General features: G+C 65.3%; 28 protein-coding genes and 2 pseudogenes. 22 read left to right on the plus strand and 8 right to left on the minus strand.

Features of this window, described 5'->3' with window-relative positions; all coding sequences use genetic code 11:
* From JOZ76_RS26515 to cobJ, 4 genes and pseudogenes are all read left to right on the plus strand, one after another.
* Nucleotides 1-564 (plus strand): annotated as a pseudogene (locus JOZ76_RS26515) (precorrin-3B synthase); the annotation flags it as partial.
* Entirely contained in the window at nt 564-1,193 is a 630-nt protein-coding gene (locus tag JOZ76_RS26520) for a precorrin-8X methylmutase (RefSeq protein ID WP_291703677.1), read from the plus strand. The pseudogene JOZ76_RS26515 and the gene JOZ76_RS26520, both read left to right, overlap by 1 nt.
* 2 nt (nt 1,194-1,195) lie before the next feature.
* Complete coding sequence (locus JOZ76_RS26525; RefSeq protein WP_291703678.1) at nt 1,196-1,927, plus strand: precorrin-2 C(20)-methyltransferase; 732 nt, start codon at nt 1,196-1,198, stop codon at nt 1,925-1,927.
* Nucleotides 1,924-2,658 carry a precorrin-3B C(17)-methyltransferase gene (gene cobJ / locus JOZ76_RS26530; protein WP_291703679.1) on the plus strand — a complete coding sequence of 245 codons (735 nt, stop codon included), beginning with the start codon at nt 1,924-1,926 and terminating at the stop codon, nt 2,656-2,658. Before JOZ76_RS26525 ends, cobJ begins: the two co-directional genes overlap by 4 nt.
* On the opposite strand, the gene JOZ76_RS26535 is transcribed toward cobJ, so the two are convergent.
* On the minus strand, nt 2,634-3,383 hold the full coding sequence (locus JOZ76_RS26535) for a cobalt-precorrin-6A reductase (protein WP_291703680.1): 750 nt from the start codon (nt 3,381-3,383) through the stop codon (nt 2,634-2,636). The genes cobJ and JOZ76_RS26535 overlap by 25 nt on opposite strands.
* Here JOZ76_RS26535 and cbiE point away from each other — a divergent pair.
* The 8 genes from cbiE (at nt 3,382) to JOZ76_RS26575 (ending at nt 10,772) form a co-directional block, all read left to right on the plus strand.
* Nucleotides 3,382-4,587: a precorrin-6y C5,15-methyltransferase (decarboxylating) subunit CbiE gene (cbiE, locus tag JOZ76_RS26540; RefSeq protein WP_291703681.1), complete on the plus strand. Its 1,206-nt coding sequence runs from the start codon at nt 3,382-3,384 to the stop codon at nt 4,585-4,587. The two genes, JOZ76_RS26535 and cbiE, sit on opposite strands and share 2 nt — an antisense overlap.
* Nucleotides 4,584-5,366, plus strand: coding sequence for a precorrin-4 C(11)-methyltransferase (gene cobM, locus JOZ76_RS26545; RefSeq protein ID WP_291703682.1), 783 nt, complete (start codon nt 4,584-4,586; stop codon nt 5,364-5,366). Before cbiE ends, cobM begins: the two co-directional genes overlap by 4 nt.
* Nucleotides 5,366-6,679, plus strand: coding sequence for a cobyrinate a,c-diamide synthase (locus tag JOZ76_RS26550; RefSeq protein WP_291703683.1), 1,314 nt, complete (start codon nt 5,366-5,368; stop codon nt 6,677-6,679). Before cobM ends, JOZ76_RS26550 begins: the two co-directional genes overlap by 1 nt.
* A complete protein-coding gene (gene cobA, locus JOZ76_RS26555) occupies nt 6,676-7,401 on the plus strand; it encodes a uroporphyrinogen-III C-methyltransferase (protein ID WP_291703684.1) in 726 nt (241 codons plus the stop codon). Before JOZ76_RS26550 ends, cobA begins: the two co-directional genes overlap by 4 nt.
* A complete protein-coding gene (gene cobF, locus JOZ76_RS26560) occupies nt 7,398-8,159 on the plus strand; it encodes a precorrin-6A synthase (deacetylating) (RefSeq protein WP_291703686.1) in 762 nt (253 codons plus the stop codon). Before cobA ends, cobF begins: the two co-directional genes overlap by 4 nt.
* 17 nt (nt 8,160-8,176) lie before the next feature.
* On the plus strand, nt 8,177-9,226 hold the full coding sequence (gene cobT, locus JOZ76_RS26565; RefSeq protein WP_291703723.1) for a nicotinate-nucleotide--dimethylbenzimidazole phosphoribosyltransferase: 1,050 nt from the start codon (nt 8,177-8,179) through the stop codon (nt 9,224-9,226).
* A gap of 131 nt (nt 9,227-9,357) precedes the next feature.
* Nucleotides 9,358-9,828, plus strand: a complete 471-nt coding sequence (locus JOZ76_RS26570; RefSeq protein ID WP_291703688.1) for a hypothetical protein — start codon at nt 9,358-9,360, stop codon at nt 9,826-9,828.
* A 125-nt stretch (nt 9,829-9,953) separates the two neighbouring features.
* Nucleotides 9,954-10,772: an aldo/keto reductase gene (locus JOZ76_RS26575; protein WP_291703690.1), complete on the plus strand. Its 819-nt coding sequence runs from the start codon at nt 9,954-9,956 to the stop codon at nt 10,770-10,772.
* Between the two features lie 12 nt (nt 10,773-10,784).
* On the opposite strand, the gene JOZ76_RS26580 is transcribed toward JOZ76_RS26575, so the two are convergent.
* A complete protein-coding gene (locus JOZ76_RS26580; RefSeq protein ID WP_291703692.1) occupies nt 10,785-11,237 on the minus strand; it encodes a hypothetical protein in 453 nt (150 codons plus the stop codon).
* A 139-nt stretch (nt 11,238-11,376) separates the two neighbouring features.
* Here JOZ76_RS26580 and JOZ76_RS26585 point away from each other — a divergent pair, with 139 nt between their 5' ends.
* Nucleotides 11,377-12,654, plus strand: a complete 1,278-nt coding sequence (locus JOZ76_RS26585; RefSeq protein WP_291703694.1) for an amidohydrolase/deacetylase family metallohydrolase — start codon at nt 11,377-11,379, stop codon at nt 12,652-12,654.
* 7 nt (nt 12,655-12,661) lie between these two features.
* Here JOZ76_RS26585 and JOZ76_RS26590 read toward each other — a convergent pair whose 3' ends face one another.
* Nucleotides 12,662-13,900 (minus strand): aminotransferase-like domain-containing protein, encoded by a 1,239-nt coding sequence (locus tag JOZ76_RS26590; RefSeq protein WP_291703696.1) that lies wholly within the window; start codon nt 13,898-13,900, stop codon nt 12,662-12,664.
* Between the two features lie 174 nt (nt 13,901-14,074).
* On the opposite strand from JOZ76_RS26590, the gene ribB reads away from it, so the two are divergent.
* The 3 genes from ribB (at nt 14,075) to JOZ76_RS26605 (ending at nt 17,658) form a co-directional block, all read left to right on the plus strand.
* Nucleotides 14,075-15,151 carry a 3,4-dihydroxy-2-butanone-4-phosphate synthase gene (ribB, locus tag JOZ76_RS26595; RefSeq protein WP_291703701.1) on the plus strand — a complete coding sequence of 359 codons (1,077 nt, stop codon included), beginning with the start codon at nt 14,075-14,077 and terminating at the stop codon, nt 15,149-15,151.
* A gap of 208 nt (nt 15,152-15,359) precedes the next feature.
* Nucleotides 15,360-16,577, plus strand: a complete 1,218-nt coding sequence (locus JOZ76_RS26600) for an acyl-CoA dehydrogenase (protein WP_291703703.1) — start codon at nt 15,360-15,362, stop codon at nt 16,575-16,577.
* Nucleotides 16,578-16,737: 160 nt separating this feature from the next.
* Nucleotides 16,738-17,658: an MBL fold metallo-hydrolase gene (locus JOZ76_RS26605; RefSeq protein WP_291703705.1), complete on the plus strand. Its 921-nt coding sequence runs from the start codon at nt 16,738-16,740 to the stop codon at nt 17,656-17,658.
* 21 nt (nt 17,659-17,679) lie between these two features.
* Here the strand turns inward: JOZ76_RS26605 and JOZ76_RS26610 are convergent, their stop codons facing one another.
* From JOZ76_RS26610 to JOZ76_RS26620, 3 genes are all read right to left on the minus strand, one after another.
* Nucleotides 17,680-18,882, minus strand: a complete 1,203-nt coding sequence (locus JOZ76_RS26610; protein WP_291703707.1) for an ATP-grasp domain-containing protein — start codon at nt 18,880-18,882, stop codon at nt 17,680-17,682.
* Nucleotides 18,883-18,886: 4 nt separating this feature from the next.
* Nucleotides 18,887-19,738 carry a DUF1499 domain-containing protein gene (locus tag JOZ76_RS26615; protein WP_291703709.1) on the minus strand — a complete coding sequence of 284 codons (852 nt, stop codon included), beginning with the start codon at nt 19,736-19,738 and terminating at the stop codon, nt 18,887-18,889.
* Between the two features lie 176 nt (nt 19,739-19,914).
* A complete protein-coding gene (locus JOZ76_RS26620; RefSeq protein WP_291703711.1) occupies nt 19,915-21,543 on the minus strand; it encodes a fatty-acid--CoA ligase in 1,629 nt (542 codons plus the stop codon).
* A gap of 50 nt (nt 21,544-21,593) precedes the next feature.
* On the opposite strand from JOZ76_RS26620, the gene JOZ76_RS26625 reads away from it, so the two are divergent.
* A complete protein-coding gene (locus JOZ76_RS26625) occupies nt 21,594-22,799 on the plus strand; it encodes an extensin-like domain-containing protein (RefSeq protein WP_291703712.1) in 1,206 nt (401 codons plus the stop codon).
* Between the two features lie 167 nt (nt 22,800-22,966).
* Here the strand turns inward: JOZ76_RS26625 and JOZ76_RS26630 are convergent, their stop codons facing one another.
* Complete coding sequence (locus JOZ76_RS26630; protein WP_291703714.1) at nt 22,967-23,644, minus strand: L,D-transpeptidase; 678 nt, start codon at nt 23,642-23,644, stop codon at nt 22,967-22,969.
* Between the two features lie 365 nt (nt 23,645-24,009).
* Between JOZ76_RS26630 and JOZ76_RS26635 the strand changes: the two genes are divergently transcribed.
* From JOZ76_RS26635 to JOZ76_RS26650, 4 genes are all read left to right on the plus strand, one after another.
* A complete protein-coding gene (locus JOZ76_RS26635; RefSeq protein WP_291703725.1) occupies nt 24,010-24,987 on the plus strand; it encodes a magnesium transporter CorA family protein in 978 nt (325 codons plus the stop codon).
* A 42-nt stretch (nt 24,988-25,029) separates the two neighbouring features.
* The gene (locus tag JOZ76_RS26640; protein WP_291703716.1) at nt 25,030-25,224 is read left to right on the plus strand and encodes a type II toxin-antitoxin system HicA family toxin; all 195 of its coding nucleotides are present in this window, start codon (nt 25,030-25,032) and stop codon (nt 25,222-25,224) included.
* Nucleotides 25,224-25,430: a type II toxin-antitoxin system HicB family antitoxin gene (locus JOZ76_RS26645; RefSeq protein ID WP_291703718.1), complete on the plus strand. Its 207-nt coding sequence runs from the start codon at nt 25,224-25,226 to the stop codon at nt 25,428-25,430. Before JOZ76_RS26640 ends, JOZ76_RS26645 begins: the two co-directional genes overlap by 1 nt.
* Before the next feature lie 189 nt (nt 25,431-25,619).
* Complete coding sequence (locus tag JOZ76_RS26650; protein WP_291703719.1) at nt 25,620-25,838, plus strand: hypothetical protein; 219 nt, start codon at nt 25,620-25,622, stop codon at nt 25,836-25,838.
* 8 nt (nt 25,839-25,846) lie between these two features.
* Here JOZ76_RS26650 and JOZ76_RS26655 read toward each other — a convergent pair whose 3' ends face one another.
* Complete coding sequence (locus JOZ76_RS26655; RefSeq protein WP_291703721.1) at nt 25,847-26,620, minus strand: class I SAM-dependent methyltransferase; 774 nt, start codon at nt 26,618-26,620, stop codon at nt 25,847-25,849.
* A gap of 172 nt (nt 26,621-26,792) precedes the next feature.
* On the opposite strand from JOZ76_RS26655, the pseudogene JOZ76_RS26660 reads away from it, so the two are divergent.
* A pseudogene (locus JOZ76_RS26660) lies at nt 26,793-26,917 on the plus strand (HAD family hydrolase); the annotation flags it as partial.

A 26,917-nucleotide genomic window follows, 5' to 3' on the forward strand; every position in this document is an offset into this window, starting at 1 on the left:
CTCGGCACCGGAGCAAGACTGCCCACGGCCCTGGCCGGCAGCGCAAGGCCCGGGCCGGCGATGCCGCGGCCGCGCCCGGGACTTTTCAATGGCAGTGCGCTGATCGGGATTGCGTTCGGACAATTGAGCGCGGCGGCGTTGGCCCTCCTTGCACGCCGGTCAACGGACCTGCGCATCACGCCCTGGCGCATGATTCTTGCCGAGGGCCTGCAGAAGGAGGGCCTGCAGGAGATGCCGCAGATCGAAGGCCTTGTGACCGCCGCCGATGATCCGCGGCTCTCCATCAACGCCTGCACCGGCGCACCGGCTTGTCCGCGTGCGCATGCCGATACGCGTGCGCTTGCAACCGCGCTCGCGCCACATCTCGGTGCCGGCGCGAGCCTGCATGTCTCCGGCTGTGCCAAAGGCTGCGCGCATCCGGGCATCTCGGCGATCACGCTGGTTGCGACGGACGACGGGTTTGATCTCATCCGCAACGGTTCCGCGGGCAACAAACCGCTTGTGCACGGGCTGACGCGGGACCAGCTTCTCGCTGATCCCTCCATGCTCGCTGGGGTTTTCTGATGCCCCATGTCTATGAGATCGACGGTGCGGCGATCTATAAAAGATCGTTCGCCACGATCCGTGGCGAGGCGGACCTCGCGCGCTTTTCGGCTGACGAGGAACCCGTAGTCGTGCGCATGATTCACGCGGCCGGAATGGTCGGGCTCGAAGCCTTCATTCGCTTCACGCCGGACATGGCGAAGATCGCGCGCAGCGCGCTCGAGAACGGCGCGCCGATCCTGTGCGACGCGCGCATGGTCTCCGAAGGAATTACGCGCACGCGCCTGCCCGCCGACAACGCCGTGATCTGCACGCTTGACGATCCCGCCGTCCCCGGCCTTGCGCGGGTCATGCGCAACACCCGCTCCGCCGCGGCGCTGGAGCTCTGGCGACCACATCTTGCAGGCGCCGTGGTCGCGATCGGCAATGCGCCGACGGCGCTGTTTCATCTGCTCAACATGCTGGAAGATGAAACCTGTCCGCGGCCCGCCGCGATCATCGGCTGTCCCGTCGGCTTCGTCGGCGCGGCCGAGTCCAAGGCCGCGCTGATGGCAGCGCCCCCCGCGCCGACGCTGTCGGTCGAAGGCCGTCTCGGCGGATCGGCGATCACAGCCGCGGCCGTGAACGCGCTTGCAAGCCGGAGCGAATGAACATGGGGCGCATCATCTGCTGCGGCCTCGGGCCGGGAGATCCGGAGTTGATGAGCGTCAAGGCCGACCGTACCGTGCGGGCGGCCACCCACATCGCCTATTTTCGCAAGAAAGGCCATCCAGGCCAGGCGCGCCGCATCGTCGACGGCATGCTGGCCCCGAGCGTAAGCGAAATTCCGATGGAATATCCGGTCACCACGGAGATTGCCTTCGACAGCCCGGACTATGCCCGCCTGCTCGCAGGCTTTTACGACGCGTGGGCCGCGCGCCTCGCCGTGATCGCACGCGAAGCCGATGTGGTCGTGCTGTGCGAGGGCGACCCGTTCTTCTATGGCTCCTTCATGCATCTCTACACGCGCCTTCGGGCGAGCGCGGACATCGAGGTGATCGCGGGCATTCCCGGCATGGCCGGCTGCTGGAACGCGGTCGGGCGGCCGATCGCGCTCGGCGACGACGTGATGACGGTGCTGATGGGCACGCTGCCCGAAAAAGAGTTGGAGCAGCGTATGCGAACCTCCGATGCGCTCGTGGTCATGAAGACCGGACGCAATCTTGCGAAGGTGCGACGCGCGCTGGCCGCCGCAGGCCGGCTTGGCGAGGCCTGGCTGATCGAACGCGGTACCATGCCGGGCGAACGCGTCACCCGGTTGAGCGAGGTCGATGCCGCCGAATGCCCATACTTTGCGATCGTGCTGGTGCATGGGCAGGGCCGTCGCTTGGAGTTTTGCGAATGACGGGCTCGCTGACCATTGCGGGCTTGGGCCCCGGCGCCGAGGCGCTGATCACGCCGGAAGTTTCCACCGCGCTTGCCGAAGCCACCGACGTGTTCGGCTATGGTCCTTATGTCGTGCGCGTACCGGCGCGTGAGGGTTTGACGCTGCATCCTTCCGACAATCGCCAGGAAGCGCGGCGTGCTGTTGATGCGATGCGGCTCGCTTCCGAGGGGCGTAGCGTGGTGATCGTCTCGTCCGGCGACCCCGGTGTTTTCGCGATGGCCTCTGCCGTGTTCGAGGCCCTGGAAGACGCGCCGCATTGGCATTCGCTGCCGATCCGCGTGCTGCCCGGGGTGACGGCGATGCTGGCAGCCGCCGCGCGCGCCGGCGCGCCGCTCGGTCATGATTTCTGCGCGATCAACCTCTCCGACAATCTAAAACCGTGGAAGACGATCGAGAAACGGCTGCGGCTTGCGGCTGAGGCCGACTTTGCCATCGCACTCTACAATCCGCGCTCGGTAAGCCGGCCCGATGATCTGGCGCGCGCGTTCGAAATCCTGATGCAGGCTGGCTGTGGTGCGCGTATCGTGATTTTCGCCCACGCGGTGACGACCGCGGAGGAGCGCATCACATCGTTGCCGCTCTCGGAGGCGATAGCCGAGATGGCCGACATGCGCACGCTGGTCATTATCGGCAATTCGCTGACGCGCCGCGTCGGCAGCTGGATCTATGCACCGAGACGCGCATCATGACTAAGCCAGGCCAGCACCTCGTCGACACTCGCGACCCGCGGCCGCTCCGCAAGCTCAGGCCGCGCGATCATGATCACGGGAAGGCCGAGTTCGCGCGCCGCATCGATCTTGGCACGGGCGCCATCGCCGCCCGCGTTGCGCGCCACCAGCCATTCGATGCCGCGCTCACGCATCAGCGCAAGATCGCCTTCCTGCGTGAAGGGGCCGCGCGACACGATCACCTCGGCGTCGGGCAGGGGCAGCGCGCCGTCAGGCGCATCGACGAAGCGCAGCGTATAGGCATGCTGCGGCCTTTGGGCAAACGGTGCGATGTGCTGGCGGCCAATGGCGAGGAAGACGCGGGCGGGGCGTTCGGGCAGCGCGGCAACGGCGCCCGCGATGTCCGCGACCTCGATCCAGTGATCGCCTGCCGTTCTCGTCCATGGCGCCCGTTCCAGCGCGAGCAGCGGCACGCCGATGGCTGCGCAGGCAATGGCGGCATTGCGGCTCATCTCCGCGGCAAACGGATGCGTCGCATCGACCACATGCGTGATCGCGGCCTCGCGGATGAAGTTGGCAAGACCGTCTACGCCGCCAAAGCCGCCAACGCGCGTCGGCAGCGCATGCGGAAGCGGGATCTGGGTGCGTCCCGCATAGGAATAGATCGCGTCGATTTTTGCGCGCACGAGCGCTGCGGCAAGCGCGTTGGCGTTGCCCGTTCCGCCCAGAATGAGGGCGCGCGTCATGTCTGATCCCTCTGTCGCCTGGCTGACCATCATCGGTATCGGCGAAGATGGCCTCGCGGGGCTGTCGGAGGCAAGCCGAAAGGCGATCAGCAAGGCCGAAACCGTGTTCGGCGGCAAGCGACATCTGAAACTCGCCGGGATCGGCGATCGCGGAAAAATCTGGCCGGTGCCGTTCGATGCGAGTGGCGTGCTCGCCTGCCGCGGCCGTCCGACCGTGGTGCTGGCATCAGGCGATCCATTCTGGCACGGCGTGGGCGGCAGCCTCGCGGCGCAACTGGAGAAAAGTGAGTGGACCGCGCATCCGGCGCCGTCGACCTTCTCGCTGGTATCAGTGCGGCTCGGTTGGCCGCTGGAATGCGTGAACTGCCTCGGCCTGCACGCGGCGCCGTTCGAGCGGCTGGTGCCCGTGCTGTCGCGCGGCGCGCGCATCATCTGTCTGGTCCGTGATGGCAAGGCGGCCGCCGATCTCGCGCAATGGCTCACGGCGCACGGGTGGGGGGCGTCCCGGCTTTGGACCCTGATGGCCTTGGGCGGCGCGCGGGAAACCATCCGCGAGACGCGTGCGCACAGCTACGTTGGCGACGACAGCGCGGACTTGCTGGCAGTAGCGATGGAGGCCGACGGCACAGCTGGTCTGCCGCGCGCCTCCGGGCTTGCCGACGATCTCTTTGCCCATGATGGCCAGATCACCAAGAGACCGATGCGAGCGCTCGGGCTCTCCGCGCTGACGCCACGGCGAGGCGAGCGCTTGTGGGATATCGGCGCTGGTTCCGGCTCGATTTCGGTCGAATGGGCGCTGGCCGGCGGGACTTCGGTTGCGATCGAACGGCGAGAGGATCGCGCCGCCAACATCCGCAAGAACGCCTCCGCGTTTGGCCTTTCGCATCGAATCAAGATCGTCAATGGTGAGGCGCCTGCGGCGCTCTCAGGCCTGGAGAAGCCTCACGCCGTCTTCATCGGTGGTGGACTGGATGTCGGGATGTTCAATGGGCTTTGGCCGCTGCTGCCGGAGGGCACGCGCGTCGTTGCACATTCGGTGACGCTGGAGACCGAGGCACTTCTCGCGGACCTGCAGCTCCGGCATGGCGGCCATCTGATGCGGATCGAGATCTCCCATGCGGCGCCGCTCGGACGGCTGCGGGCTTGGGAGGCGGTGCGGCCCGTCGTGCAGTGGGACGTCGTGAAAGCGGGAGAGGGCGCATGACCGTGCATTTCATCGGCGCCGGACCGGGTGCCGCCGATCTCCTCACTTTGCGAGGGCGCGATCTGATCGCCGCCTCGCCGGTCTGCCTGTATGCCGGCTCGCTGGTGCCCGAGGGCGTGCTGGCGCATTGCTCGCCGGGCGCGCGCATCGTCAACACGGCGCCGCTGTCGCTCGACGAGATCATGGCGGAGATCGTCGCGGCTCATCGGGACGGCAAGGACGTGGCGCGGCTGCATTCCGGCGATCTGTCGGTCTGGTCGGCGATGGGCGAGCAGCTCCGGCGTCTGCGCGCGCTCGATATCCCCTACACCGTGACGCCCGGCGTGCCTTCGTTCGCGGCGGCAGCCGCGGCGCTCGGGACCGAACTCACGCTGCCGGGTCTTGTGCAATCGGTGGTGCTGACCCGCACGTCTGGCCGCGCGAGTGCGATGCCCGAAGGCGAGCGGCTTGCGGCGTTCGCCGCGACCGGCGCCGTGCTCGCGATCCACCTGTCGGTGCATCAGCTCGACAAGGTGATCTCAGAACTCACGCCGCATTATGGCGCCGATTGTCCGATCGCCATCGTCTGGCGCGCGAGCTGGCCCGATCAGCGCATCATCCGTGCGACGCTCGGCACGCTGGACTCGTCGCTTGGGGCCGAACTCGAGCGCACGGCATTGATCTTGGTCGGCCGCACGCTGGCCGCGGAGGATTTTGCCGAGAGCCGGCTCTATGCCGCCGATTATGACCGCCGCTACCGGCCGGTCGGCGCCGTGCCGCGATTTCCGGAGGCGTCCTGATGGCGAAAGCTCTGGTCGTTTCCGCGCCGGCCTCCGGGGCCGGCAAGACGACGCTCACCCTCGCGCTGGCACGCGCCTGTCGCGATCGGGGCCTGGCCGTGCAGTGTTTCAAGAGCGGGCCCGATTATATCGATCCTGCTTTTCACAGCGCGGCGACCGGACGGCCGTCCGTCAACCTCGACAGCTGGGCGATGCCGCGTGCGATGATCACGGCGCTGACCGCGCGGGCCGATGATGCCGACCTGGTCCTGGCCGAGGGCTCGATGGGGCTGTTCGACGGTGTGGCGACGGAGGGCGCCTCCGGCACCGGCGCCAGCGCCGATATCGCCGAGATGATGGGCTGGCCAGTGCTGCTGGTGCTCGACCCCAAAGGCCAGGCGCAGACGGCGGCCGCCGTTGCCACGGGGTTGCGCGATTTCCGGCCCGGCCTGCGCGTCGCCGGCGTCGTGCTCAATCGCGTCGCGAGTCCGCGCCACGAGGACCTGGTGCGGCGCGCGATGGCGGGCGTGAACATACCCGTGCTGGGCGCGCTGCCGCGGCATGCGGCGATCGCACTGCCGGAGCGGCATCTCGGCCTGGTGCAGGCGGAAGAGCAGGCGCGCCTCTCCGATCTGATAGCGGAGGCCGCACGGCTGATCGCCTCACATGTCGATCTCGACGCGCTGCTCAAACTGGCCGAATGCGACCGGGCTGCACCGCACGTCACGTCGGTCATGCGCGTCAGTCCGCCCGGCCAGCGCATCGCGCTGGCGCGCGATGCCGCCTTCTCCTTCGTCTATCCGCACATGCTCGAAGCCTGGCACGCTGTTGGCAGCGAGATCATGCCCTTCTCGCCGCTCGCGGATGAGGGGCCGTCCGAGACGGCCGATGTCTGCTGGCTTCCCGGTGGCTATCCGGAATTGCATGCGGGCAAGATCGCTGCCGGCCGTCATTTCCGTACCGCGCTGCGCGCCTTTGCCGAAACGCGCCCGGTGCATGGCGAATGCGGGGGCTATATGGTGCTCGGATCGGGTTTGGTCGACGCCAACGGAGAGCGGCACGACATGACCGGACTGCTCGGGCTCGAAACATCGTTCGCCAAGCGGCGCATGCATCTCGGCTATCGCCAGGCCGAGCTCAAAGCTCCGATCCCGGGACACCGGATGGGCGCGCGCCTGCGCGGCCATGAATTCCATTATGCCTCGATCCTGGCCCAGCCCGATGTTCCGCTCGCGATCGTGCGCGACGCCAATGGGGCCGATGTCGCCGAGACCGGATCGCGTCGCGGCCATGTCAGCGGCACCTTCTTTCATCTGATCGCGGAGGCGGCGTGAGCGGTTTCGTGTCCTTTGTCTCGGCCGGCCCCGGCGATCCCGAGCTTCTGACGCTGAAGGCCGCGGCGCGGCTGCGCGACGCCGACGTCGTGCTCTATGACGATCTCGCCTCGGGCGCCATTCTCGACCATGCGCGCAAGGGCGCGAGCCTGATCTCGGTCGGCAAGCGCGCCGGCCGCCCCTCGGCGAAGCAGGAGCATGTCAATCGGCTGCTGATCGACTATGCGAAATCGGGCGTTCGGGTGGTGCGGCTGAAGTCGGGCGACGCCGGGATCTTTGGCCGGCTCGAAGAGGAGATTTCTGCGCTGCGCGAGGCCGGCATTGCTTACGAGATCATTCCGGGCATCACCTCCGCTTCGGTGGCGGCGGCAACCGCCGGCATTCCCTTGACGCGGCGGCACACCTCGCGCCGGGTGCAGTTCATCACCGGCGCCGACGTGACCGGCGAACTGCCGCAGGATCTCAATTGGGCGGCCTTGACCGATCCGCTCGCGACGACCGTGGTCTACATGGGCAAACGAACGTTTCCGCTGCTTGCCGCGAAGCTGATCGAAAAGGGCCTGCCGCCCGAAACGCCGGCGCTGCTGGCCGAATCGCTCGGGCATGACGACCAGAAACTGCTCCGCACCACGATTGCGCGCCTCGCCGAGCAGCTCGCCGAGGGCTCGGCGAGTGCGACCGCGGTGATCCTGTTCGGCGCGCTGGCCGGCGAGCGGGCATGACGGCGCCCCATACCCTCTCCTTGATCGGCATCGGCTGCGGCGATCCGTCCCAGCTGACGCGCGCGGCGATCCGCGCCATCAATGCCGCCAACCTGATCCTGATCCCGCGCAAGGGTGCTGAAAAAGCCGATCTCGCCGATCTGCGCCGGGCGATCTGCGCAGAAGTGCTGACCAATGCGGCCACACGCATCGTCGAGTTCGATTTGCCGGCGCGCGGTGCCGAGCGCGACGATTATAAGACCGGCGTCGATGAATGGCATGACGCGGTCGCCGTCGCCTGGGCGGAGCAGATCGCCGCGCATCTCGGGCATGAAGGCCGTGTCGCGCTTCTGATCTGGGGCGACCCGTCGCTCTATGATTCGAGCCTGCGCATCGCGCGCCGGCTTCGACCGGAGCCGTCAATCGAAGTCGTTCCCGGCGTCACCGCGATCCAGGCGCTCTGCGCCGCGCATGCACTGCCGCTCAACGAGGTCGGCGAACCATTTTTGGTTACAACCGGCCGGCGGCTGCGCGAGCGCGGCTGGCCTGAGGACGCCGACACGGTGGTGGTCATGCTCGATGGCGGAACGGCGTTTCAGTCGCTCGACCCGGCGGGCCTGCACATCTGGTGGGGCGCCTATCTCGGCATGCCCGAGCAGATCATTCTGTCCGGCCCCCTTGCCGCCATCGCGACGCAAATCGCCGAGACGCGGCGCAGCGCGCGCGAAAGACACGGCTGGATCATGGACAGCTACATCCTGAAACGGACATCGGCCTGAGCGACCAAATGCAAGACATGCTTCCCGAATGGGTCTATCGCGATTGCCCCGGCATCTCACTTCCTGATCGCGACGCGGCGCTGGCCCGTCAGGCGGAGCTGACCAAGCCCGCCGGGGCGCTTGGCCGGCTTGAGACACTCGCAATCGGGCTCGCCGGCCTGCAACAGCGCGAGCGGCCGAAGGCCGAGCGCGTGCCGATCATCATCTTCGCCGGCGATCACGGCATCGCCGCGCAGGGCGTGTCGGCCTATCCGCAGGAGGTCACGATCGCGATGATGGCCAATTTCGCCTCAGGCGGTGCGGCGATCTCGGTGCTGGCGCGCGAACTCGGCTCGCCCCTCGAGGTGGTCGACGCCGGGACGCTGGCCGAAAGCCCGCTGCCCGGCATCATCACCGACAAGCCGCGTCGGGGCACGCGCGATTTCAGCAAGGAGGAGGCGCTCGCGCCGGCCGACGTTGGCTTTGCCTTCGCCTGCGGCGAGCGCGCGGTGACGCGGGCAGCCTCCTGCGATCTCCTGATCCTCGGCGAGATGGGCATCGGCAACACCACGACGGCGGCGGCGATTGCCGCCGCGCTGCTCGGGACGAGCCCGGATCGTCTGGCGGGCAGTGGCACCGGCCTCGATCCGGCCGGGCGCGACCGAAAGGCTCGGGTCATCGCCGCCGCGCTTGCCCACCATGATCTCGGCGCGGCAAACGCGGCCGTCGAACGGGTCTTGTGCGCGGTCGGCGGGCTCGAGATAGCAGCTATGTCCGGTGCCATCATAGCCGCCGCGCAGCGGCGGATTCCCATCTTGATCGACGGTTTCATCGTCTCTGTCGCCGCGCTTGCCGCCGTGCTGCTGAACCCGTCGTGCCGGCCCTTTCTGATTTTTTCGCACCGCTCCGCGGAACAAGGCCACCGCGTGGTGCTTGATGCCTTGGAGGCGCGGCCGCTGCTCGATCTCGATCTGCGGCTCGGCGAGGGCTCGGGCGCAGCGCTCGCTCTGCCGCTCGTGCGGCTAGCCTGCGCGCTGCATAACGGGATGGCGACATTCGCCGAGGCGGCGGTTCCGGGGCGGAGCTGATCGCACTCTCTATACGAGTATCGCGGTGCGGCGACATCCTGCAGTAACCCTATCAAGAAGTCGTTCTGGAATTGCGCCGCGATCACCTTAAATACGAGACGAGTTTTTTAGTCGATTTTCAGGAGGCTGGGATGTTCCTGAAAGGCATGTCCCTTGCTGTGTTAGGCACGTTGCTGGCGGCCGCCGGCACGCTGGCGGCCGGGTATCGTCCGGACGACTTCTTGACCCTCGACCTTTCCAAGGCGGTGCTGTCGCCGACGCCGCTCGGGCCACGCAATCAGTTTGTACCAATGCCGGTGCAGGCCAAGGTCGATTTCAGGAGTGATTCCAGGAGCAATGGCAAGCCGGAGCCTAGCTACGTCTCACGGGCGCGTGTGACGCCGCTGCGCACCGCGAGAAGCCATCAAAACCCGCTGCACACATTTGCGCCGCTGCATGCCTTTGCCGAGAAGCGCCGCGGCGCGGCGCGAGCAAGGCTTGCGCATCGCCATGGCAATCCGCTCGATGCCCATGCACAGGCCGTGGACCACCGCATCCGGACCTGGCCCTGCAGGTCAGGGGGCATCTGCAACTGGAAATGGGTGCCTATGGCGGAAGAGTGAGATGTTCGGGCCGCCTCTAACCCGAGCTTGATTTTGCATTCGGTACGCTTGCGTCTTATCACCGGCTTCCCGCGCCTTCTGGGCTTGTGGGCCATCTTCCGCGATCCGCTCTCCAGGGAGTTCTCATGGAAAGCCTGCACACCAACGGCATCAGCCTGCCGCGGCTCGGACTCGGCACTTTTCGCATGCAGGGCGAGACCTGCCGCGCGGCGGTCGAGAGCGCGCTCGCCCTGGGCTACCGGCACATCGACACCGCGGAAATGTACGGCAATGAGGAAGCCATCGGGGCTGCCATCGCTGCGTCCGGCATCGCGCGGAGCGAACTGCATGTCACCACAAAGGTCTGGCATGAAAACCTCGCGCCGGCCGCGATTCGAACGGCGTTCGATGCCAGCCTAAAAAAGCTCCGGCTCGACCATGTCGATCTTTATCTCGTGCACTGGCCGTCGCGGCAGATGAACTTGCCGGCGATCTTCGAGACGCTGATGAAGTTGAAGGAGAAGGGCCGCACGCGTGCTATTGGTGTCGCCAACTTCACGACCGCGCTCTTGAAGACTGTGGTCGAGGAGATCAGGGCGCCGATCGCGTGCGACCAGGTCGAGTATCACGTGATGCTCGACCAGAGCAAACTCCTGACCTATCTCAGGGCGCACGCGATCCCGCTGGTGGCCTATTGTCCGCTGGCACAGGGCCGCGTCGCTGCCGATCCGACGCTCATTGCAATCGCCCGCAAGCACAACGCGACCGCCGCGCAAGTAGCGCTGAAATGGCTGCTCGATCAGGACGGCATCGCGGCGATCCCAAAGGCGTCGCGCGCCGAGAGCCAGCAGGCCAACCTCGGCGCATTGAAGGTGAGGCTCGACGACGCGGACCGCAAGGCCATCGCGGCCCTGCCCAAGGACCGCCGTTGCGTCAGTCCCGGTTTTGCCCCCGCATGGGACTAGCCAGCGTGGCGCCTAATCGCCGCACCTGAACTGGAGTGGCGTCGGCTGGCCGGTCGCGGTGATCCTGCCGTGCTTGATCGAATACGCGCCGCCGCGCGTGCGGTTGTAAATCGCCCGGATCCCGCCGTCCGGCAACCGCGTCAGCCCCAACTCACGCGTTTGCCTGAGCTGCGGAAAATAGATCCGCAGATTGAGCTGGTTGTCGCCAGAGATATCGGCCGCGATCACCTCGGCATTGTCTTCGGAGTCGCCGAAATCGCGATGCAGCACGAGCTTGTTGCGGCCTGTGATCTGATAACTCAGCACCGCGCCGCGATCGTGATCCGGGGGGATGCGGCAGTCGAGCGACCAGCGTCCGATCAACCCCCATCGGCTCGCGGTTTCCGCAACCGTTGCCGCCGATGCCGCAGTCGCACCGGCGAAAAGGGCGATCGCCGGCAGCAGCCGGGCAACACACGCATTCAACTTCCGCACCCCTGTGTCGCGTCGGCCAGAAGCAGCTTTTGCATCGCGTCATCGCTGCTGTCCAGCCACGATCGGCGGCTTGCTTAACGCTCTCTCTCGGCGCATTCTCGTGGCATAAAACAACCGGGGGAGGAATGCCATGACCGCGCTGTCGCGCCGGAATTTCCTTGCGCTCACGGGTGGCGCAGCCGCCGCGCTTGCAGGCCGCGCCGAGGCTGCGATGGGTCCGAGCGACAAGTTCGACCTCGTGATCAAGGGCGGCGACGTGCTCGATCCGAGCCAGCAGCTTCGCGGACGGCGCGATATCGGCATTCGCTGGGGCGTGGTCGAGGCGGTCGAGGAGGCGATCCCCGCCGAGCGCGCCACCAAGATGATCGATGCCACCGGCAAGCTCGTAACGCCCGGTCTCGTCGACCTGCATTGTCATGTCTATCCCTATGGCTCGGCGATCGGCATTCCCGCGGACGAACTGGTGCAGTTCCAGGGCACGACCACCGTGGTCTCGGCGGGCGATGCCGGCGTGAACAATCTCGCCGCGCTGCGCCGCTTCATCGTCGCGCAGACCCGGGCGCGGATGTACGCCTTCCTGCACATCGCCAACAACGGCCTCTCGGCGTTCCCGGTCGCCGAACTCTACAACATCGATAATGCGCAGGTCGAAGCCTGCGCAATGGGGCTGGCCGAAAATCCCGATTTTTTGCTCGGCGTGAAGGTCAGGATGTCGGAGAACGTGATCTTCAAGCACGGCCTGGAGCCGCTCCGGCGCGGCATTCAGGCCTGCGAGATGTGCGGCTGGCCCGCGAAAATGATGGTGCATATCGGCGGCGTCGAGACCAAGGAGCTGATGAGCGACATCCTCAATCTGCTGCGGCCCGGCGACGTGCTGACCCATTGCTATTCCGGGGCGCCGAATCTTGCGGGCGTCTTCACCAATATCGTGCAGGACGGCAAACTGTTGCCGGCGGCGCTCGCCGCCAAGCAGCGCGGCGTGCTGTTCGATGTCGGCCATGGCGGCGGCAGTTTTGATTTCACGGTGGCGGAGGTCGCAATCCCCGCGGGCTGCACGCCGGACACCATTTCCTCCGACATTCACGTGTTCTCCGGCAATTCGCCGGGTATGCCGTTCCTGCCGAACGTGATGAGCAAGTTCCTGGCGATGGGCCTGCCGCTGGAGCAGGTGGTGGCGATGGCAACCATCAATCCGGCCAAGATCATCAATCGCGCGCCAAAGATCGGCACCCTGCAGGTCGGCGCGCCGGGCGACGTCACGATCATGGACCTGGTCGAAGGCCCGGTGACCTTCGTCGACACCCGCAACAACAAGCGCGATGGCAAGCTGCTATTGAGGCCCGTGCAGACCGTGATCAATGGCGTGCCGTTCGGGCGGCCGTATCAGGCGCCGTTCGCGGTGCGCTAAAGCACACTCACGCGCGGGCCTGCTCGACGTTGGCGATCCTCTCGGGCACGCCGAACTCGCGTCGGCAGATGTCGGCCAGCACGGCGACGCCTTCACGGATCTTCTCGACCGAGGGGTTCGCAAAACACAGCCGCAGGCGGCTTTGCGAATGGGCCTTGTCGGTGGACCATTCCGGCCCCGGATTGAGGGCGACGCCGGCGGCCAGCGCAGCCTGGTACAGTTTTAGCGTATCGACATGGTCGGGCAGTTTGACCCAGAGGAAGATGCCGCCCTTGGGCGCCTCGAATTCCGCCGCCGTGCCGAACTGTGCGTTGAGCGCCTCCATCAAGGTGTCGAGTTTTGCGCGCAAGCCACGTGTCAGCTTCGGCACATGGGTCGAAAAATGCGGTGAGCAATATTCCGCCAGCACCATCTGCTCCAGCGCGCCGGAGCCAGCGTCGGTCTTCAGCGCCAGCATGCGCGACAGCATCTGCCAGGGTGCGACGATGAAGCCGACCCTGAGCGCAGGCGCAATCGATTTGGAGAATGAGCCGATATGGATGACGCCGCCATTCGTCGCCATCGCGTAGACCGCCGGCGGGCGCTGTCCGTCCGAGATGAGATCGGCGTAGCAATCGTCCTCGAACACCGGTACGCCAAATTCCTGTGAGAGGGCGAGCAGTTCGGCGCGGCGTGCTTCCGGCATGATGGTGCCGGTCGGGTTCTGCACCGTCGGAATGGTATAGATGTATTTTGGCTTGATGCCGCGGCCGCGCAGCTCCGTGAGCGTTGCGGCCAGCGCATCCATCCGCATGCCGTCGCGGTCGAGCGGAATGCCGACCGCCTTGACGCCAAGTCTACCAAGCCGGGTCAGCGCGCCCTGATACGTGTCCTGCTCGACGAGCACGGTATCGCCGCGCTCGAGCAGCGTGTGGTTGACGAGGTCGAGCGCCTGTAGCGAGCCGGACACGATCAGGATGTCGTCCACCGTCGCCGTGATTCCGGCATCGCGGCCCAGTTTCGCGGCAAGAAACGCGCGCAGCGGACGATAGCCCTGGGGTCCGTGCGCCAGTCCATAGGTCGCGAGCGTCTTGCCCTCGCGCCTGAGCACCGCACTGGCGGCCGCGATCAGCTCATCGACGGGGACCTGCTCGGGATCATTGTTGCCGCCGACGAAGGAGAATTTTGCCAGCCCGGTCCATTTCGCCGCCGGCGGCGGCAGCCCCGCCGCGAGCAGCGGGCTGAAGTCGAATGGGGCCGATGTCATGTGAGGTCGCTCCCTTGTTTTTGCTTGGCGGCGATCTTAGACAAATCTCCAAGCCCTGTCCTTAAGCGCTGCTCCACTTTGGCGGCTGTTCTGCCCTGCGGAATGCAAGGCCCTAGCGCCAGACCGCCATCCCGGCTAATGCACCGGGCGAACTAATCGAGAGACGCGAGACAAATGCCAAACACGGTTCAGGAAGTGCTGCAAGCCTTTGCCGCCGGCGAGCTCGTCGTCGTCACCGACGATGAGGATCGCGAGGGCGAGGGCGATCTGATCGTGGCGGCATCGCTGTGCACGCCGGAAAAGATGGCCTTCATCATCCGCCATACCTCCGGCATCGTCTGCGCCCCCGTCACCACGGAGGATGCGCGGCGGCTGCGGCTCGATCCGATGGTGGCGCACAACGACTCCAGCCACACCACCGCCTTCACCGTCTCGATCGACTACAAGCCTGACGGCGGGACCGGCATTTCGGCGGAAGAGCGCGCCTCCTGCTGCCGGGCGCTCGCCAACCCGAATGTCGGCGCCGGCGACTTCGCGCGGCCCGGCCATATCTTCCCGTTGATCGCGCGCGACGGTGGCGTGCTCTTGCGCTCCGGTCATACCGAGGCGGCCGTGGATCTGTGCAAGCTCGCCGGGCTGCCACCGGTCGGCGTCATCTCAGAGTTGATGAATGACGACGGCACCGTGATGAAGGGCGAGCAGGTGAGTCGCTTCGCGCTCGCCCATAATCTCAGGCACGTCACCATCGCCGACCTGATTGCCTATCGCCAGGCCCGCGAGAAGCTGATCGAGCGGGTGTCGACCTTTACCGTCGAAAGCCCGATCGGGCCGCTGCAGGGCTATGCCTATCGCTCGCCGTTCGACGAGATCGCGCATGCGGCCTTCGTCTATAACGGTGTCGGTGACGGCAGGAACGTGCTGACGCGGCTCCATAAGCCCAATATCGTCAAGGACCTGTTCTCGGGGCCGGCACGGATGCAGGCGGTGCTGCAGCATTTCAAGCGCGCGGGGCGCGGCGTGCTGGTGTACTTGCGCGACGGCGCGGCCGGCGTGCCGGTTCAGCCAGTCGCGCAACCGACATCGGCGGAGGCCGACCGCAACCGGCAATGGCGCGAGGTCGGGGTTGGCGCGCAGATCCTGCGGGATCTCGGCATCACGTCGATCCGGAACCTGACCTCATCGGTGCACGACTACAAGGGACTGTCCGGTTTCGGCATCGAGATCGTCTCCAACGAGCGGCTTGAACTTTAGCGGTTGTCATTCCGGGGCGAGGCGTCAGCGTCGAACCCGGAATCGCGAGATTCCCCGGTGCTCGTTTCACTCGCGCCCCGGAATGACCTCATAACCCCGGAATGACCTCATAAAGAGCGCGCGTGCAAACTGAGACCATGCATTGCACTTCCTTTGATCACGTTTTATTTTGTCAACTAATTCCGTAGACAGCCAAAAGGAATTTCTCATGAGCGCGCGCCCTCAGGCCAAGGACAAGCCGTCGTCCACGGCGAGCTTCCAATGGGACGATCCGTTCATGCTCGACGAGCAGCTCACCGAGGACGAACGGATGGTGCGCGACACCGCACGTGCCTATGCGCAGGACAAGCTGTTGCCGCGCGTCACCAAGGCCTATCTCGAAGAGAAGACCGACCGCGACATTTTCCATGAGATGGGCGAGCTCGGGCTGATCGGTATCACCTTGCCGGAAGACTATGGCTGCGCCAATGCGAGCTACGTCGCCTACGGACTGGTCGCGCGCGAGATCGAGCGGGTGGACTCCGGCTATCGCTCGATGAACTCGGTGCAGTCGTCGCTGGTGATGCACCCGATCTACGCCTATGGCGACGAGAACCAGCGCAAAAAGTATCTGCCGAAGCTGGCGACCGGCGAATGGGTCGGCTGCTTCGGCCTGACCGAGCCGGATGCCGGTTCCGATCCCGGGGGGATGAAGACCCGCGCCGAGAAAGTCTCGGATGGCTACCGGCTCAGCGGCAGCAAGATGTGGATCTCCAATGCGCCGATCGCCGACGTGTTCGTGATCTGGGCGAAATCGGCGGAGCACAACAACCAGATCCGCGGCTTCATCCTCGAAAAGGGCATGAAGGGGCTCTCGGCGCCGAAGATCGCGGGCAAGCTCAGCCTGCGGGCATCGATCACGGGAGAGGTCGTGATGGACGGCGTGGTGGTGGGCGAAGACGCGCTGCTGCCCAATGTCTCCGGCCTGAAGGGGCCGTTCGGCTGCCTCAACCGCGCGCGTTACGGTATTTCCTGGGGCGCGATGGGTGCCGCGGAAGACTGCTACCACCGCGCCCGGCAGTACACGCTCGACCGCAAGCAGTTTGGCCGCCCGCTGGCGGCCACCCAGCTCGTGCAGAAGAAACTCGCGGACATGCAGACCGAGATCGCGCTCGGCTTGCAGGCGAGCCTGCGCGTCGGCCGGCTGATGGACGAGGGCAAGATGGCTCCCGAGATGATCTCCATCGTCAAGCGCAACAATTGCGGCAAGGCGCTCGACATCGCACGCATGGCGCGCGACATGCACGGCGGCAACGGCATATCCAGTGAGTTCCACGTGATGCGCCATGCGCAGAATCTGGAAACCGTGAACACCTATGAAGGCACCCACGACGTCCACGCATTGATCCTGGGCCGTGCCATCACCGGCATCCAGGCGTTTTCGTAAGCGTTTGATGGACACACCGCGATCGCATCATTCTCCATTGTCATCGTCCGCGAAAGCGGACGATCCAGTATTCCAGAGGCCTATCTGTCCAATCTCGAACGGCTGTGCTTGCTGGATACCCCGCCTGCGCGGGGCATGACGATCGAGTGTGGGGGGTCCCATGGCCGACGACGACATCCCGTTCAACCGCAATTTTCCGCTTCTGCCCGGCGTTGTCGAGGAGGTGCGGCCCGGCGTGCGGCGCATCCTGTGCGACAATCCAAGCCCGTTCACGTTCACCGGCACGGTCAGCTACATCGTCGGCCGCGGCAAGGTCGCGATCATCGATCCCGGTCCTGACAATGAGGCGCATGCCGCCGCGCTGCTCGATGCGGTTCGCGGCGAGAGGGTGAGCCACATCCTGGTGACGCACACCCATCGCGACCACTCGCCGAACACCGCGCGCATCAAGGCGGCGACCGGCGCGACCGTTTATGCGGAGGGGCCGCATCGGGCCTCACGGCCGCGGTTCGAAAGCGAGAAGCACAATCCGGAGTCCGGCGCCGACCGCGACTTCAGACCGGACGTCACACTCGGCCATGGCGACGTGATCGAAGGCGATGGCTTCCACCTGGAGGCCGTGGCTACGCCGGGCCATACCGCCAACCATCTCGCCTTTGCCTGGCCAGAGCGGAAGCTGTCGTTCGTCGGCGATCACGTGATGGGCTGGTCGACCTCGATCGTGGCGCCGCCGGACGGATCGATGATCGACTACATGGCCTCGCTCGAGCGGCTCGCGGGCCGCGAAGAGGATCTGTACTTCTCGGGTCACGGTCCGGAAATCCCGGAAGGGCCCCGCTACGTGCGATTTTTGATCAGGCACCGCCAGGCGCGCGAAGCCTCCATCCTGCACCGCCTGAGCAAAGGCGAGGCCGACATCCCGACCCTGGTGCGCGCGATCTATATCGGCATCGATCCGCGCCTGATGACCGCCGCCGGCTACTCGGTACTGGCGCATCTGGAGGACCTGGTGGGGCGCGGCATCGTCGCGACCGACGGCGATCCGGTGATCGGCGGGACCTATCGGCTGGCGGCCACCTGACGTGATTCCATCGCTTTGATTTCATGGCCCGCTCGCTGCCACGATCTTGCGCCAGGCGTCCGGTGTCAGTGCGTAGGGGCCAGTGCCGCCCTTATGAAACCGGCGGCAAAGTGATGGATTGATCAATGTCGCAAGCACTGCGAGAACGACCGGGACAGCCGCAATCGGATCGCCACCCACCGGAGTCAGTTCCTCCACCGCGTTGTTGTACGCGCCGCGCCCTCGCAGCGCGGCCATAAGCTCGCTCAGCACGGCACGGCGCGATCCGTGCAGCGCGGCGCCCAGGACAGTCAGGAGGAGCTGTCGCGACCGCACGCCGGCCCGTCCCGCCGGCAGCATCGGCGGATGGCGGTCTTTCGCAAGCTCCAGCATGGCGCCGACGAGGTCGACGCCGGCGAGCTGCGCGTTGATCGGCTCGACGAGCCGCGGGTTGATGTCGATGAACGATGGTCCGTCGTCGCTGACGATGACGTCCATAGAGATCGGCCCGTGCCAATCGAGCGCGCGCACCAGCCGCTCGATGTGCCCTGCAAGTGCCGGCAGCGCGATGCTCTCCTTGACCGCGGCGCCGCCGCCGATCCCCTCGGCGATGCGCAGATTGGCGTGATGCGCTACGAGCCGGCCGCGGTCGGCGAGCGCCTGCACCATCGCCAGCGGGCCCGTGGCTTGGCTCTGGACCAGGAGCGGCTCGCTGTCGAGGCCGAGCGCGGCGGCTGCGATGACAAGTTCATCTCGCGAGGTGGCACGGCGTACGCCGGTACTCGCCGTCGCAATCGGTCGCTTCACGAATACGGGAAACTGGGTGATGTCGGCTAGCTCGTTCTTGCTTTGCACGACGACGGAAGCGGGTTGTGGGAGGCCGATCGCCTGCAGGGTGCGCCAGGCGGCGATCTTGTCCTGCACGCGGTGCAACGCCGTGAAATCCGGCACCACGGTCGCAACCGCAAGCTTTGCCCGCAGCGCTGAAAGCACCGCGACCTGCTCCTGTGTCGGCAGCAGCACGTCGATGCTGCGCGCCGTCGCAATCCGATTTGCGGCGTCGAACCATTTGAGCGGATCGTCGGCAAAACGCGGCACCTTGTGGAGCGCGCGGACATGGCGGGTGAAACGGGTGAGGCAGAGCGGTGTCGAGGACAGGATCTCGACGTGATGGCCGAGCGCGCCGAGCCGGGTTGCAACCTGGCGCGAGGTCAATCCGGATCCCTCGCTCAGGAGCACGCGCATGGCGCTATTTCTTCACCGTCTTGGCCGGCAGTTTTGGCGGCGGCGGCGCAGGCTTGCGGACCGGCTTGTTGGCTTCGTTGTCGGCCGCGGTGTTGAGATCGTCGATGAATTTCGTGACACGCGCGGCATTGCTGCCGAGGTCGCTCTCGAAATAGCGCGAGGAGGAGCGGATGTCGACGCGCGAATCCTCGCCATCGGCCGAGATGCGGATCGAGACATCCTCGCGAAAACCCATGATCGGGGTGCGCGCCACCGCCTCGATCCGGCCGGGCAGGCGCGGCTGCGGCGCCCGCTCGTCGATGATGAGCCATTTACGCTTGTTCACCAGCCGTTGCACGATCTGGTAGGCGCGGTCGGCGGGGATTTCCAGCTCGACCGGTTCGATGTCCGGATAGGCGACGCGCTGCTGCTCGGCGGAGTAGAGGCCGGCGTAGACGGCGGTGTTGGTGCCATCGCCGCTGCGCAGGCGTGCCAGGGCCTCGAAGCGCGGCGGATCGATCGGATCGGTGGTGATGTCGTGAATTGCCGGCAGCTTGCGGTACTGCAAAGCGAGATAGGCCGGATAAGCGAGCACGACCGCGTCGATCAGGAACGCCAGCAGGATGCGGCTCATGCCGCGCGTGCCGTTGCGCCAGATCGCCACGAAGGCGCCAAGCCCGATCAGGATGGACAGGGCGGCGCAGGCCAGCGCGCCGAAGAAGGTCGTGATCGCCGGCTTCATCTCCAGAAAGCCGAAGCGGACGATGATGATCGAGACCACAGCCGCCACCACCGAGAACACCGCGAGATTGCGGGCCCATGTCGCCAGGCTGGACACGGGCTCCTCGAGATAGGAAGCGGAAAACCTGCGGGCCATCGGTTGGGAACCAAATGAGGCGCCGGAACTTCGCGGCCGGCGGGCTAGCGGGCCCGTTGAGACCACGACAGCGCATCAAATTCAAGGGACTTTGGCGGGCCTGCGCTAGGCGGGTAAGGGGGCGTCTGGACGCGCGAGAGAAACGCGCCCATCACCGGTCGCCAGCCTTTTCAGTCTCACGCCGCCGCGTTCGGGAAGCGATATTCCCTGAACTGCTCGCGCAGCGCGGTCTTCAGGATCTTTCCGGTCGCCGTGTGCGGAATGCCGTCGACGAAGGCGACATCATCGGGCATCCACCATTTGGCGATCTTGCCGTCCATGAATTTCAGGATCTCTTCGCGGGAGACGTTCTGTCCCTGCTTGAGCTGCACGATCAGGAGCGGGCGCTCGTCCCATTTCGGATGATAGACACCGATCACGGCGGCCTCGGCGACCGCGGGATGGCCGACCGCGAGATTCTCCAGGTCGATCGTGGAGATCCACTCGCCGCCCGACTTGATCACGTCCTTGGAGCGGTCGGTGATGCGCATGTAGCCGTGAGCATCGATGGTCGCGACATCGCCGGTGTCGAAGAAGCCGTCCTCGTCGAGAATGTCGGCATCGACGCGATAATAGGCTTTTGCCACCGCCGGGCCCGCAACCTTGAGGCGGCCAAAAGTCTTGCCGTCCCATGGCAAGTCCTTTCCGGCATCGTCGGTGATCTTCATCTCGACGCCGAAGGGCGGATAGCCTTGGGTCTGCAGGATGTCGAGCCCGGCCTCGCCGGCAAGCTCGGCGAAGGGCGGCTTCAGCGCCGCCAGCGTGCCGATCGGGCTCATCTCGGTCATGCCCCAGGCATGGCGCGGGCGCACGCCCATGTCCAAAAATGCCTTGATCATCGAGCGCGGCATTGCGGAGCCGCCGCACACCACCGTGCGCAAATGCGGCAGTTTCAGATTGTTGGCGGTCATGTGCTGCAGCAGCATCAGCCACACCGTGGGCACGCCAGCGGTATGGGTGACCTTCTCGGTCGACAGCAGTTCATAGACCGACGCGCCGTCGAGCTTGGCACCGGGGAACACCAGTTTGGTGCCCATCGACGGCGCGGAAAACGCGATGCCCCAGCTGTTGGCGTGAAACAGCGGCACCACCGGCAGCATGGTGTCGGCGGCGTTGGCGCCGAGCGAATCGCCGGTGTTGGCCATCAGCGCGTGCAGCACGTTGGAGCGGTGCGAGTACAGCACGCCCTTGGGGTCGCCTGTGGTGCCGGAGGTGTAGCACATCGCGGCCGCAGTGTTCTCGTCAAAAGTCTTCCACCTGAAATCGCCATCGGCTTCAGCGACCCAGTCCTCATAGGCGACTGCGTTCTTCAGGTGGGTCTCCGGCATATGCGCGCGCTCGGTGAGCACGACATAGCGCTCGACGCTGGGGAGCTTGTCGGCGATCTTCTCCAGGATTGGCACAAACGTGATATCGGTCATCACGATGCGATCTTGCGCATGATTGATGATCCAGGCGATCTGGTCCGGAAACAGCCGTGGATTGACGGTGTGGCAGATCGCGCCGATGCCCATGATGCCGTACCAGGCCTCCAGGTGGCGCCAGGTATTCCAGGCGATGGTGGCGACGCGGTCGCCGGGCCGGATGCCGTCACGGTCGAGCCGCTGCGAGACTTTCAGCGCGCGATCATGGATTTGCCGGTAGTTGGTGCGATGAATGGGGCCTTCGACCGACCGCGTCACGATTTCCTGGGTACCGTGAATTCGCGCCGCGTGCTCGATAATCCGATGACACAGCAAGGGCCAGTCTTGCATCAAACCAAGCATACGGACGTTCCTCCAAGGTGTTGTTGCTTCGGGTATCAGAGGGATTTGGCATGAATGTTAGCGCGGCGCGCCGAGGCCGCAAATGGCCTTATTGCCGCTTCTTTCTTAGGCAGTCGGCAGCGCCTGCTGTCGTGCTGCTCGCGCTTGCAGCAGCGGGCGCGCCGGCTGCGGCACGAAGGGCCACTCATGCCGATATCGGGCCCCTGCTGCCGGCAAAAATACCGCTGCCACAGCCGCGGCCCGCCGAGGCGCCCAAGAAAGACAAGGATGCGGATAAGGCCGCCACGACCGACGAGGCGGCGCCTGCTGCTCCTGACAAGCCGACCCGGGAGGAGGCGGGCAGGCCGGCGCAGCCAGACAAGCCGGCGCAGCCAGACAAGCCGAGCGCGCCGCCGCAATCGGCTTGCCGGGCCGCACTGACCGAGGAGATCGCGATCGCGCCGAGCATTCCTCCGATCCATGGTCCGGGCGCCTGCGGCGGCGAAGACCTTGTTCGGCTGGAGGCGATCGTGCTGCCCGACAAGCACAAGGTCGCGGTGACACCGCCGGCGACCCTGCGCTGCACGATGGCCACGGCGATCGCCGACTGGGTGCGCACCGACCTGGTTGTGATCGCGGACAAGCTCGGCAGCGAGCCCGCAGGACTCGACAATTATGATTCCTACGAATGCCGCGGCTTCAACCGCATCCCCGGGGCGCACCTGTCCGAGCACGGCCGCGCCAACGCGCTCGACGTGCGTGCGATCAAGCTCGCCGATGGCCGCGCGATCACGCTGACCGACCGTGACGTGCCGCGCGAGCTGCGCGAAGAGGTGCTGCATTCGGTATGCGCGCGTTTCATGACCGTGCTCGGTCCGGACTCCGACTGGTATCACGAGGAGCACATCCATCTCGACCTGTCCGAGCGGAAAAATAACTACCGCATTTGCCAGTGGGACGTGCTCGATCCCCTGCCGAAGGTCGCGCCTCTCATGCCGGCCGTCCGCCCCGAGGAGGCGCCGCCGCGCGAGGTCGCGAAGCGGGAGGAGAAGGACGGGAAGGGCAAGGCGGACGGGGACGGCGCGCGCGCGAAGGAGGCGCCGGCCGACAAGGCCGATGCGCCGTCTGAGCCGACCGGAACGGCGTCTCAGGATGCCGACACGAAGCGCGACGACGAGACCAAGCCTGCGCCGCCAGCCAAGCCTGCCGCGTCGACTGCGAACAAGAGCACGAAACAATCGCGGCACAAGGCCAATAACTCACGCAGGGGGAGGTGAGTCCCGCGCTATCGCCGCGTTGCAGGCGCTCACTCGGTCCAAAGGCGGGCAACCGTGCAAATACCGCAACAAAAAACGCCGGCTCCCGCCGGCGTTTTTTCCCCAAGTCACCCATTCCATCTTTGGTTCGGCCGCGCTCCCCCGAGCCTGACCAACCCCCTCCGTCTTTACTGCATCAACGCGACGCCGCCCTGCAGCGCCATCTGCGAATTGTAAGGCGAGTCGCCATGGTGCGGTTCCAGTACCACGACAATCGTGCCCATCTTGGCCCGGCTGTAGAGATCGATCACGTCCTCGTTGGTCATGCGGATGCAGCCCGAGGAGATCGAAGCACCAATATATTCCGGCTGATTGGTGCCGTGGATGCGGAACAGCGTGTCCTTGCCGTTGGCATAGAGGTACATCGCGCGCGAACCCATCGGATTGTCCGGACCCGGCGGCACGAAGGTCGGCACGCCCAGCCGCTCGATCTCGCCCTTGGTTGGGTGCCAGGCCGGCCATTCGGTCATGGCGCCGATTTTGGCGATGCCGGACCACGCCATTGCCTCTTCGCCGACCGTGATGCCGTAGCGGATCGCCTTGCCGCCATCCATCACGTAGTAGAGGTAATGATTGTCAGAATCGACGACGATGGACCCGGGCGCCTCTTTCCGATGGTATTCCACGATGGCGCGCCGGAACGGTTCCGGAACCGGCGTCTTCACATAAGACACCTTGGCCAAAAACTCCTTGTCCCGCGGTTTGAAATTGGCGGTGTTCGTCGCCTCATAGGTCGTGGCCTGCATGCAGCCCGACAACATCAGGCCGGCGGCCAGGATCGACAATTTCACCTTGAGCGACGCCATAGGTTCTATTCCAATCGACAGAATTCCAATCGAAAACCTCAGGTAACAGCCCCCTGATCATAAGGCCGTACCCGCCACGATTCCGTTAAAGCTATTATCGTTGAAAGCGCCCGATCTTCCAGCGTTTAAAGCCGTCTCCTGCACTGCAAGACGCCGACTGTATCATTTTTGCCTCAGGGCCTCAGGGAAGGCCGGATTCTGCGGCAAAACCGCCACAGGTTAGCAAAACGCCGACACGTGCCAGCCACCCGTGCGCCGTAAACACCAAATGACCGGTTAATGTGATCGTCATCGGCTCTATGTCAGAATAACTCACCTTTGTGGGCGCCGGCCGAACGAGGGCCAAGCTTCGGAGTTCCTTGCTTATGATTTCGGTGTTCCTGCCCTCCGAGAGTTCCCTGAAAAAGCTGGCGATCGAGGATGTTTCCGCGCTGCCCGAGAACGCGGTCTGGGTCGACCTCGTCAATCCGACCCAGGCCGAGGACAAGGCCGTCGAGCGGCTCGCCGGCATTGCGGTCCCGACCCGGGAGGACATGCAGGAGATCGAGATTTCGAGCCGCCTCTATATCGAGAACGGCGCCCGCTACATGACCGCGACATTGATGTGCCATTCCGACACCGACATGCCGCGGACCACGGCGGTGACCTTCATCCTTGTCGGGCACCGCCTGGTCACGGTGCGCTACGACCTGCCAAAGCCGTTCGCCCTGGTGGAGACCAAGCTCGGGCGCGCCTGTTCGGCCGGCATCACCGGCGAGATGGTGCTGATGGAGCTGCTCGACGCCGTGATCGACCGCTGCGCCGACATTCTGGAGCGGATCGGTGCCGACGTCGACCAGGTCAGCCATGAGATCTTTGAGCCGGAGAGCGAGCGCCATGGCCATGCCAAGCGCTATTCGCAGATCCTGATCGCAATCGGCCGCAAGGGCGATCTGACCTCGAAAGTGCGCGAGAGCCTGGTTTCGATCGGCCGCCTCGTCGCCTTCCTGTCCGCCGTCATCGAGGGGGTGAAGTGGACCAAGGACATGCGCGAGCAGCTCAAGACCCAGCAGCGCGACGTCGCCTCGCTGACCGACCACGCCTCCTATCTTTCCAACAAGATTACCTTCGTGCTCGACGCGATGCTCGGCGTCGTCAATCTCGAGCAGAACAACATCATAAAACTGTTCTCGGTGATGGCGGTGGTGTTGATGCCACCGACCCTGATCGCCTCGATCTACGGCATGAACTTCAAGGACATGCCGGAGCTCGGATGGACCTACGGCTATCCGGTGGCGGTGGTCGCGATGATCGCAGCCGCCGTGGTGCCGTACTACATCTTCAAGCTCAAGAAGTGGCTGTGAACACGGGAGAAGGGCGGTTTATTGTGGGGGCAGGCGAACGCGATGAAGGTCAAGGAGGTCATCCGGTTGCTTGAGGATGAGGGATGGTTCTTGGTAGAGACACGTGGAAGCCATAGGCAGTTCAAACATCCGGAACACCCGGGACGGGTTACCGTGGCGGGCAAGCCATCTGACGACGTTGCGCCGGGAACGTTGAACAGTATCCTGAAGCAGTCTGGTCTGAAGGAGCGGCGCTGATGCGCTACGCAGTCGTGATCGAGAAGGCTGACGGAAACTATTCGGCCTATGTGCCCGACCTCCCGGGTTGCGTTGCGACCGGCGATACTATCGCGGAGGTCGAGGAAGAAATTCGCGCGGCGATCCGCTTTCACATCGAGGGTCTCGCGGCTGACGGGATTGCTGTTCCGGAGCCCACCAGCATCGCCGAGTATATCGAGACCTGAAGCGCAGGGGCCTGCTTCCCCCATCGCGCTACCGGCCGCAAGCGCGATCAATGACCGTAAACCATGCCTGTCGAAGCGCCGTTCACCAAGTCTGCAGGCCGCGGTTCTCAGGTAAAATTTGAAATGTGTCCAAAACTATTGCGCCAGGCTTTGTCTGCGATAACGCCATGACAAGAGTCGAGGAAAGCAATGGTTGAGAAACGCCTAACAGCCCGGAACGTCGTGGACTTCACGCGTTATCGCACCGGGCGGACATGCGAGGCGCTCGCCTTGTCGGGACGGTTCTGCCGTCATTGCGGAGCCGCCCTGATGGAGGGCGAGCGCGAGGAGGAATGTTCCTCGGCATTCAATGTTGACGAGGCCAGGCTGCGCTGGCAGGCCGCGCAGATCCTGCGCTCGTTGATGTGAAAGGCCGCTCAATCCCGCCGCGCGATTTGCGCGGTCGACACCACGACCTCGGTGAGAGTGCCCTCGCGTGCGAATCGCGAGAGCCTTTGTTCGACATCGGCGAGCATCGCATCCATCCTGTCGCCGAGCGCGGCCGGCGAGGAGGATGAAAAGGTGAGCAAGCGGCGCGCAAGCCGCGCCACGCCGACCTCATGCGCGGTTTCGACGGCGATGGTTTCCGCCGCGTGAAATCCGCTGCCCGTCAGCACGCTCGCAAGCTCGCGATGGGCGCGCTCGCCGCGGCGCGATTCCGTCCACAGCTTTGGATCCGACCAGGCCCGGCGCGCCGTGCTGTAGGCATCGAGCCACGCGTTGCGCCCGTCCTGTGCCGGGAAGGATGCGCAGACGGCTATCACACCGTCGGCCGCCGCCAGGCGCCGGAACAGCGGGCCAAGCGCGGCCTCGTCCATCCAGTGCAGGGCGCGGCCGATGGTGACGAGATCGAAGCGTCCGATCTCGGCACCGAGATCCTCGGCCCGGCCCTCGATCAGCGTCAGTGCTTGCCCCTGACGCGCCGCCGCCGCGCGCGCGGCTGCGAGCATTTCCGGCTCCGGATCGACGCCGGTGATGCGGCCGACGTAAGCGCCAAAGCCGAGCGCGAGCAGCCCGGGCCCGGTTCCCAGATCGATCAGCGCATGCTGTTTCGAAAGGTTGAGGTTTTGTGCGACCGTTGCGAAGAACGCGGGCGGATAGGGCGGCCGCAACTCTTCATAGAGGCCGACGGTGCTGGCAAAACGTCCCATGATGTGCGCTTCTAGGGCATCTCAGGGATCGCGGCCAGCCTGCGCAAATCACGTTTCGATGGTGGCGATCAAACGAGGGTCTGGTGCGCCCCCGAATTGAGTCGATGAACAAAACGTCGCGCGGCGAGGTTAGACTGGCGCCGCGGCAGGATCGCGACCACAGGAGTTTCCCATGCGCATCGAACCGGTGTTTCTCTTCGATCTCGACGGCACGCTGGTCGACAGCGTCTATCAGCACGTGCTGGCCTGGAAGACGGCGCTGGACGCGGAAAACATCGATCTTTCGGTGTGGCGCAT

The organism is Bradyrhizobium sp., assembly GCF_019244115.1.
Lineage (GTDB): Bacteria > Pseudomonadota > Alphaproteobacteria > Rhizobiales > Xanthobacteraceae > Bradyrhizobium.

What these genes read in the sequence shown, in the direction of transcription:
- JOZ76_RS26520 (WP_291703677.1), top strand. Translation starts at nt 564, where the DNA reads ATGCCCCATGTCTATGAGATCGACGGTGCGGCGATCTATAAAAGATCG.
- JOZ76_RS26525 (WP_291703678.1), top strand. Translation starts at nt 1,196, where the DNA reads ATGGGGCGCATCATCTGCTGCGGCCTCGGGCCGGGAGATCCGGAGTTG.
- cobJ (WP_291703679.1), top strand. Translation starts at nt 1,924, where the DNA reads ATGACGGGCTCGCTGACCATTGCGGGCTTGGGCCCCGGCGCCGAGGCG.
- cbiE (WP_291703681.1), top strand. Translation starts at nt 3,382, where the DNA reads ATGTCTGATCCCTCTGTCGCCTGGCTGACCATCATCGGTATCGGCGAA.
- JOZ76_RS26535 (WP_291703680.1), bottom strand. Translation starts at nt 3,383, where the DNA reads ATGACGCGCGCCCTCATTCTGGGCGGAACGGGCAACGCCAACGCGCTT.
- cobM (WP_291703682.1), top strand. Translation starts at nt 4,584, where the DNA reads ATGACCGTGCATTTCATCGGCGCCGGACCGGGTGCCGCCGATCTCCTC.
- JOZ76_RS26550 (WP_291703683.1), top strand. Translation starts at nt 5,366, where the DNA reads ATGGCGAAAGCTCTGGTCGTTTCCGCGCCGGCCTCCGGGGCCGGCAAG.
- cobF (WP_291703686.1), top strand. Translation starts at nt 7,398, where the DNA reads ATGACGGCGCCCCATACCCTCTCCTTGATCGGCATCGGCTGCGGCGAT.
- cobT (WP_291703723.1), top strand. Translation starts at nt 8,177, where the DNA reads ATGCTTCCCGAATGGGTCTATCGCGATTGCCCCGGCATCTCACTTCCT.
- JOZ76_RS26570 (WP_291703688.1), top strand. Translation starts at nt 9,358, where the DNA reads ATGTTCCTGAAAGGCATGTCCCTTGCTGTGTTAGGCACGTTGCTGGCG.
- JOZ76_RS26575 (WP_291703690.1), top strand. Translation starts at nt 9,954, where the DNA reads ATGGAAAGCCTGCACACCAACGGCATCAGCCTGCCGCGGCTCGGACTC.
- JOZ76_RS26585 (WP_291703694.1), top strand. Translation starts at nt 11,377, where the DNA reads ATGACCGCGCTGTCGCGCCGGAATTTCCTTGCGCTCACGGGTGGCGCA.
- JOZ76_RS26590 (WP_291703696.1), bottom strand. Translation starts at nt 13,900, where the DNA reads ATGACATCGGCCCCATTCGACTTCAGCCCGCTGCTCGCGGCGGGGCTG.
- ribB (WP_291703701.1), top strand. Translation starts at nt 14,075, where the DNA reads ATGCCAAACACGGTTCAGGAAGTGCTGCAAGCCTTTGCCGCCGGCGAG.
- JOZ76_RS26600 (WP_291703703.1), top strand. Translation starts at nt 15,360, where the DNA reads ATGAGCGCGCGCCCTCAGGCCAAGGACAAGCCGTCGTCCACGGCGAGC.
- JOZ76_RS26605 (WP_291703705.1), top strand. Translation starts at nt 16,738, where the DNA reads ATGGCCGACGACGACATCCCGTTCAACCGCAATTTTCCGCTTCTGCCC.
- JOZ76_RS26610 (WP_291703707.1), bottom strand. Translation starts at nt 18,882, where the DNA reads ATGCGCGTGCTCCTGAGCGAGGGATCCGGATTGACCTCGCGCCAGGTT.
- JOZ76_RS26615 (WP_291703709.1), bottom strand. Translation starts at nt 19,738, where the DNA reads ATGGCCCGCAGGTTTTCCGCTTCCTATCTCGAGGAGCCCGTGTCCAGC.
- JOZ76_RS26620 (WP_291703711.1), bottom strand. Translation starts at nt 21,543, where the DNA reads ATGCTTGGTTTGATGCAAGACTGGCCCTTGCTGTGTCATCGGATTATC.
- JOZ76_RS26625 (WP_291703712.1), top strand. Translation starts at nt 21,594, where the DNA reads ATGAATGTTAGCGCGGCGCGCCGAGGCCGCAAATGGCCTTATTGCCGC.
- JOZ76_RS26630 (WP_291703714.1), bottom strand. Translation starts at nt 23,644, where the DNA reads ATGGCGTCGCTCAAGGTGAAATTGTCGATCCTGGCCGCCGGCCTGATG.
- JOZ76_RS26635 (WP_291703725.1), top strand. Translation starts at nt 24,010, where the DNA reads ATGATTTCGGTGTTCCTGCCCTCCGAGAGTTCCCTGAAAAAGCTGGCG.
- JOZ76_RS26640 (WP_291703716.1), top strand. Translation starts at nt 25,030, where the DNA reads ATGAAGGTCAAGGAGGTCATCCGGTTGCTTGAGGATGAGGGATGGTTC.
- JOZ76_RS26645 (WP_291703718.1), top strand. Translation starts at nt 25,224, where the DNA reads ATGCGCTACGCAGTCGTGATCGAGAAGGCTGACGGAAACTATTCGGCC.
- JOZ76_RS26650 (WP_291703719.1), top strand. Translation starts at nt 25,620, where the DNA reads ATGGTTGAGAAACGCCTAACAGCCCGGAACGTCGTGGACTTCACGCGT.
- JOZ76_RS26655 (WP_291703721.1), bottom strand. Translation starts at nt 26,620, where the DNA reads ATGGGACGTTTTGCCAGCACCGTCGGCCTCTATGAAGAGTTGCGGCCG.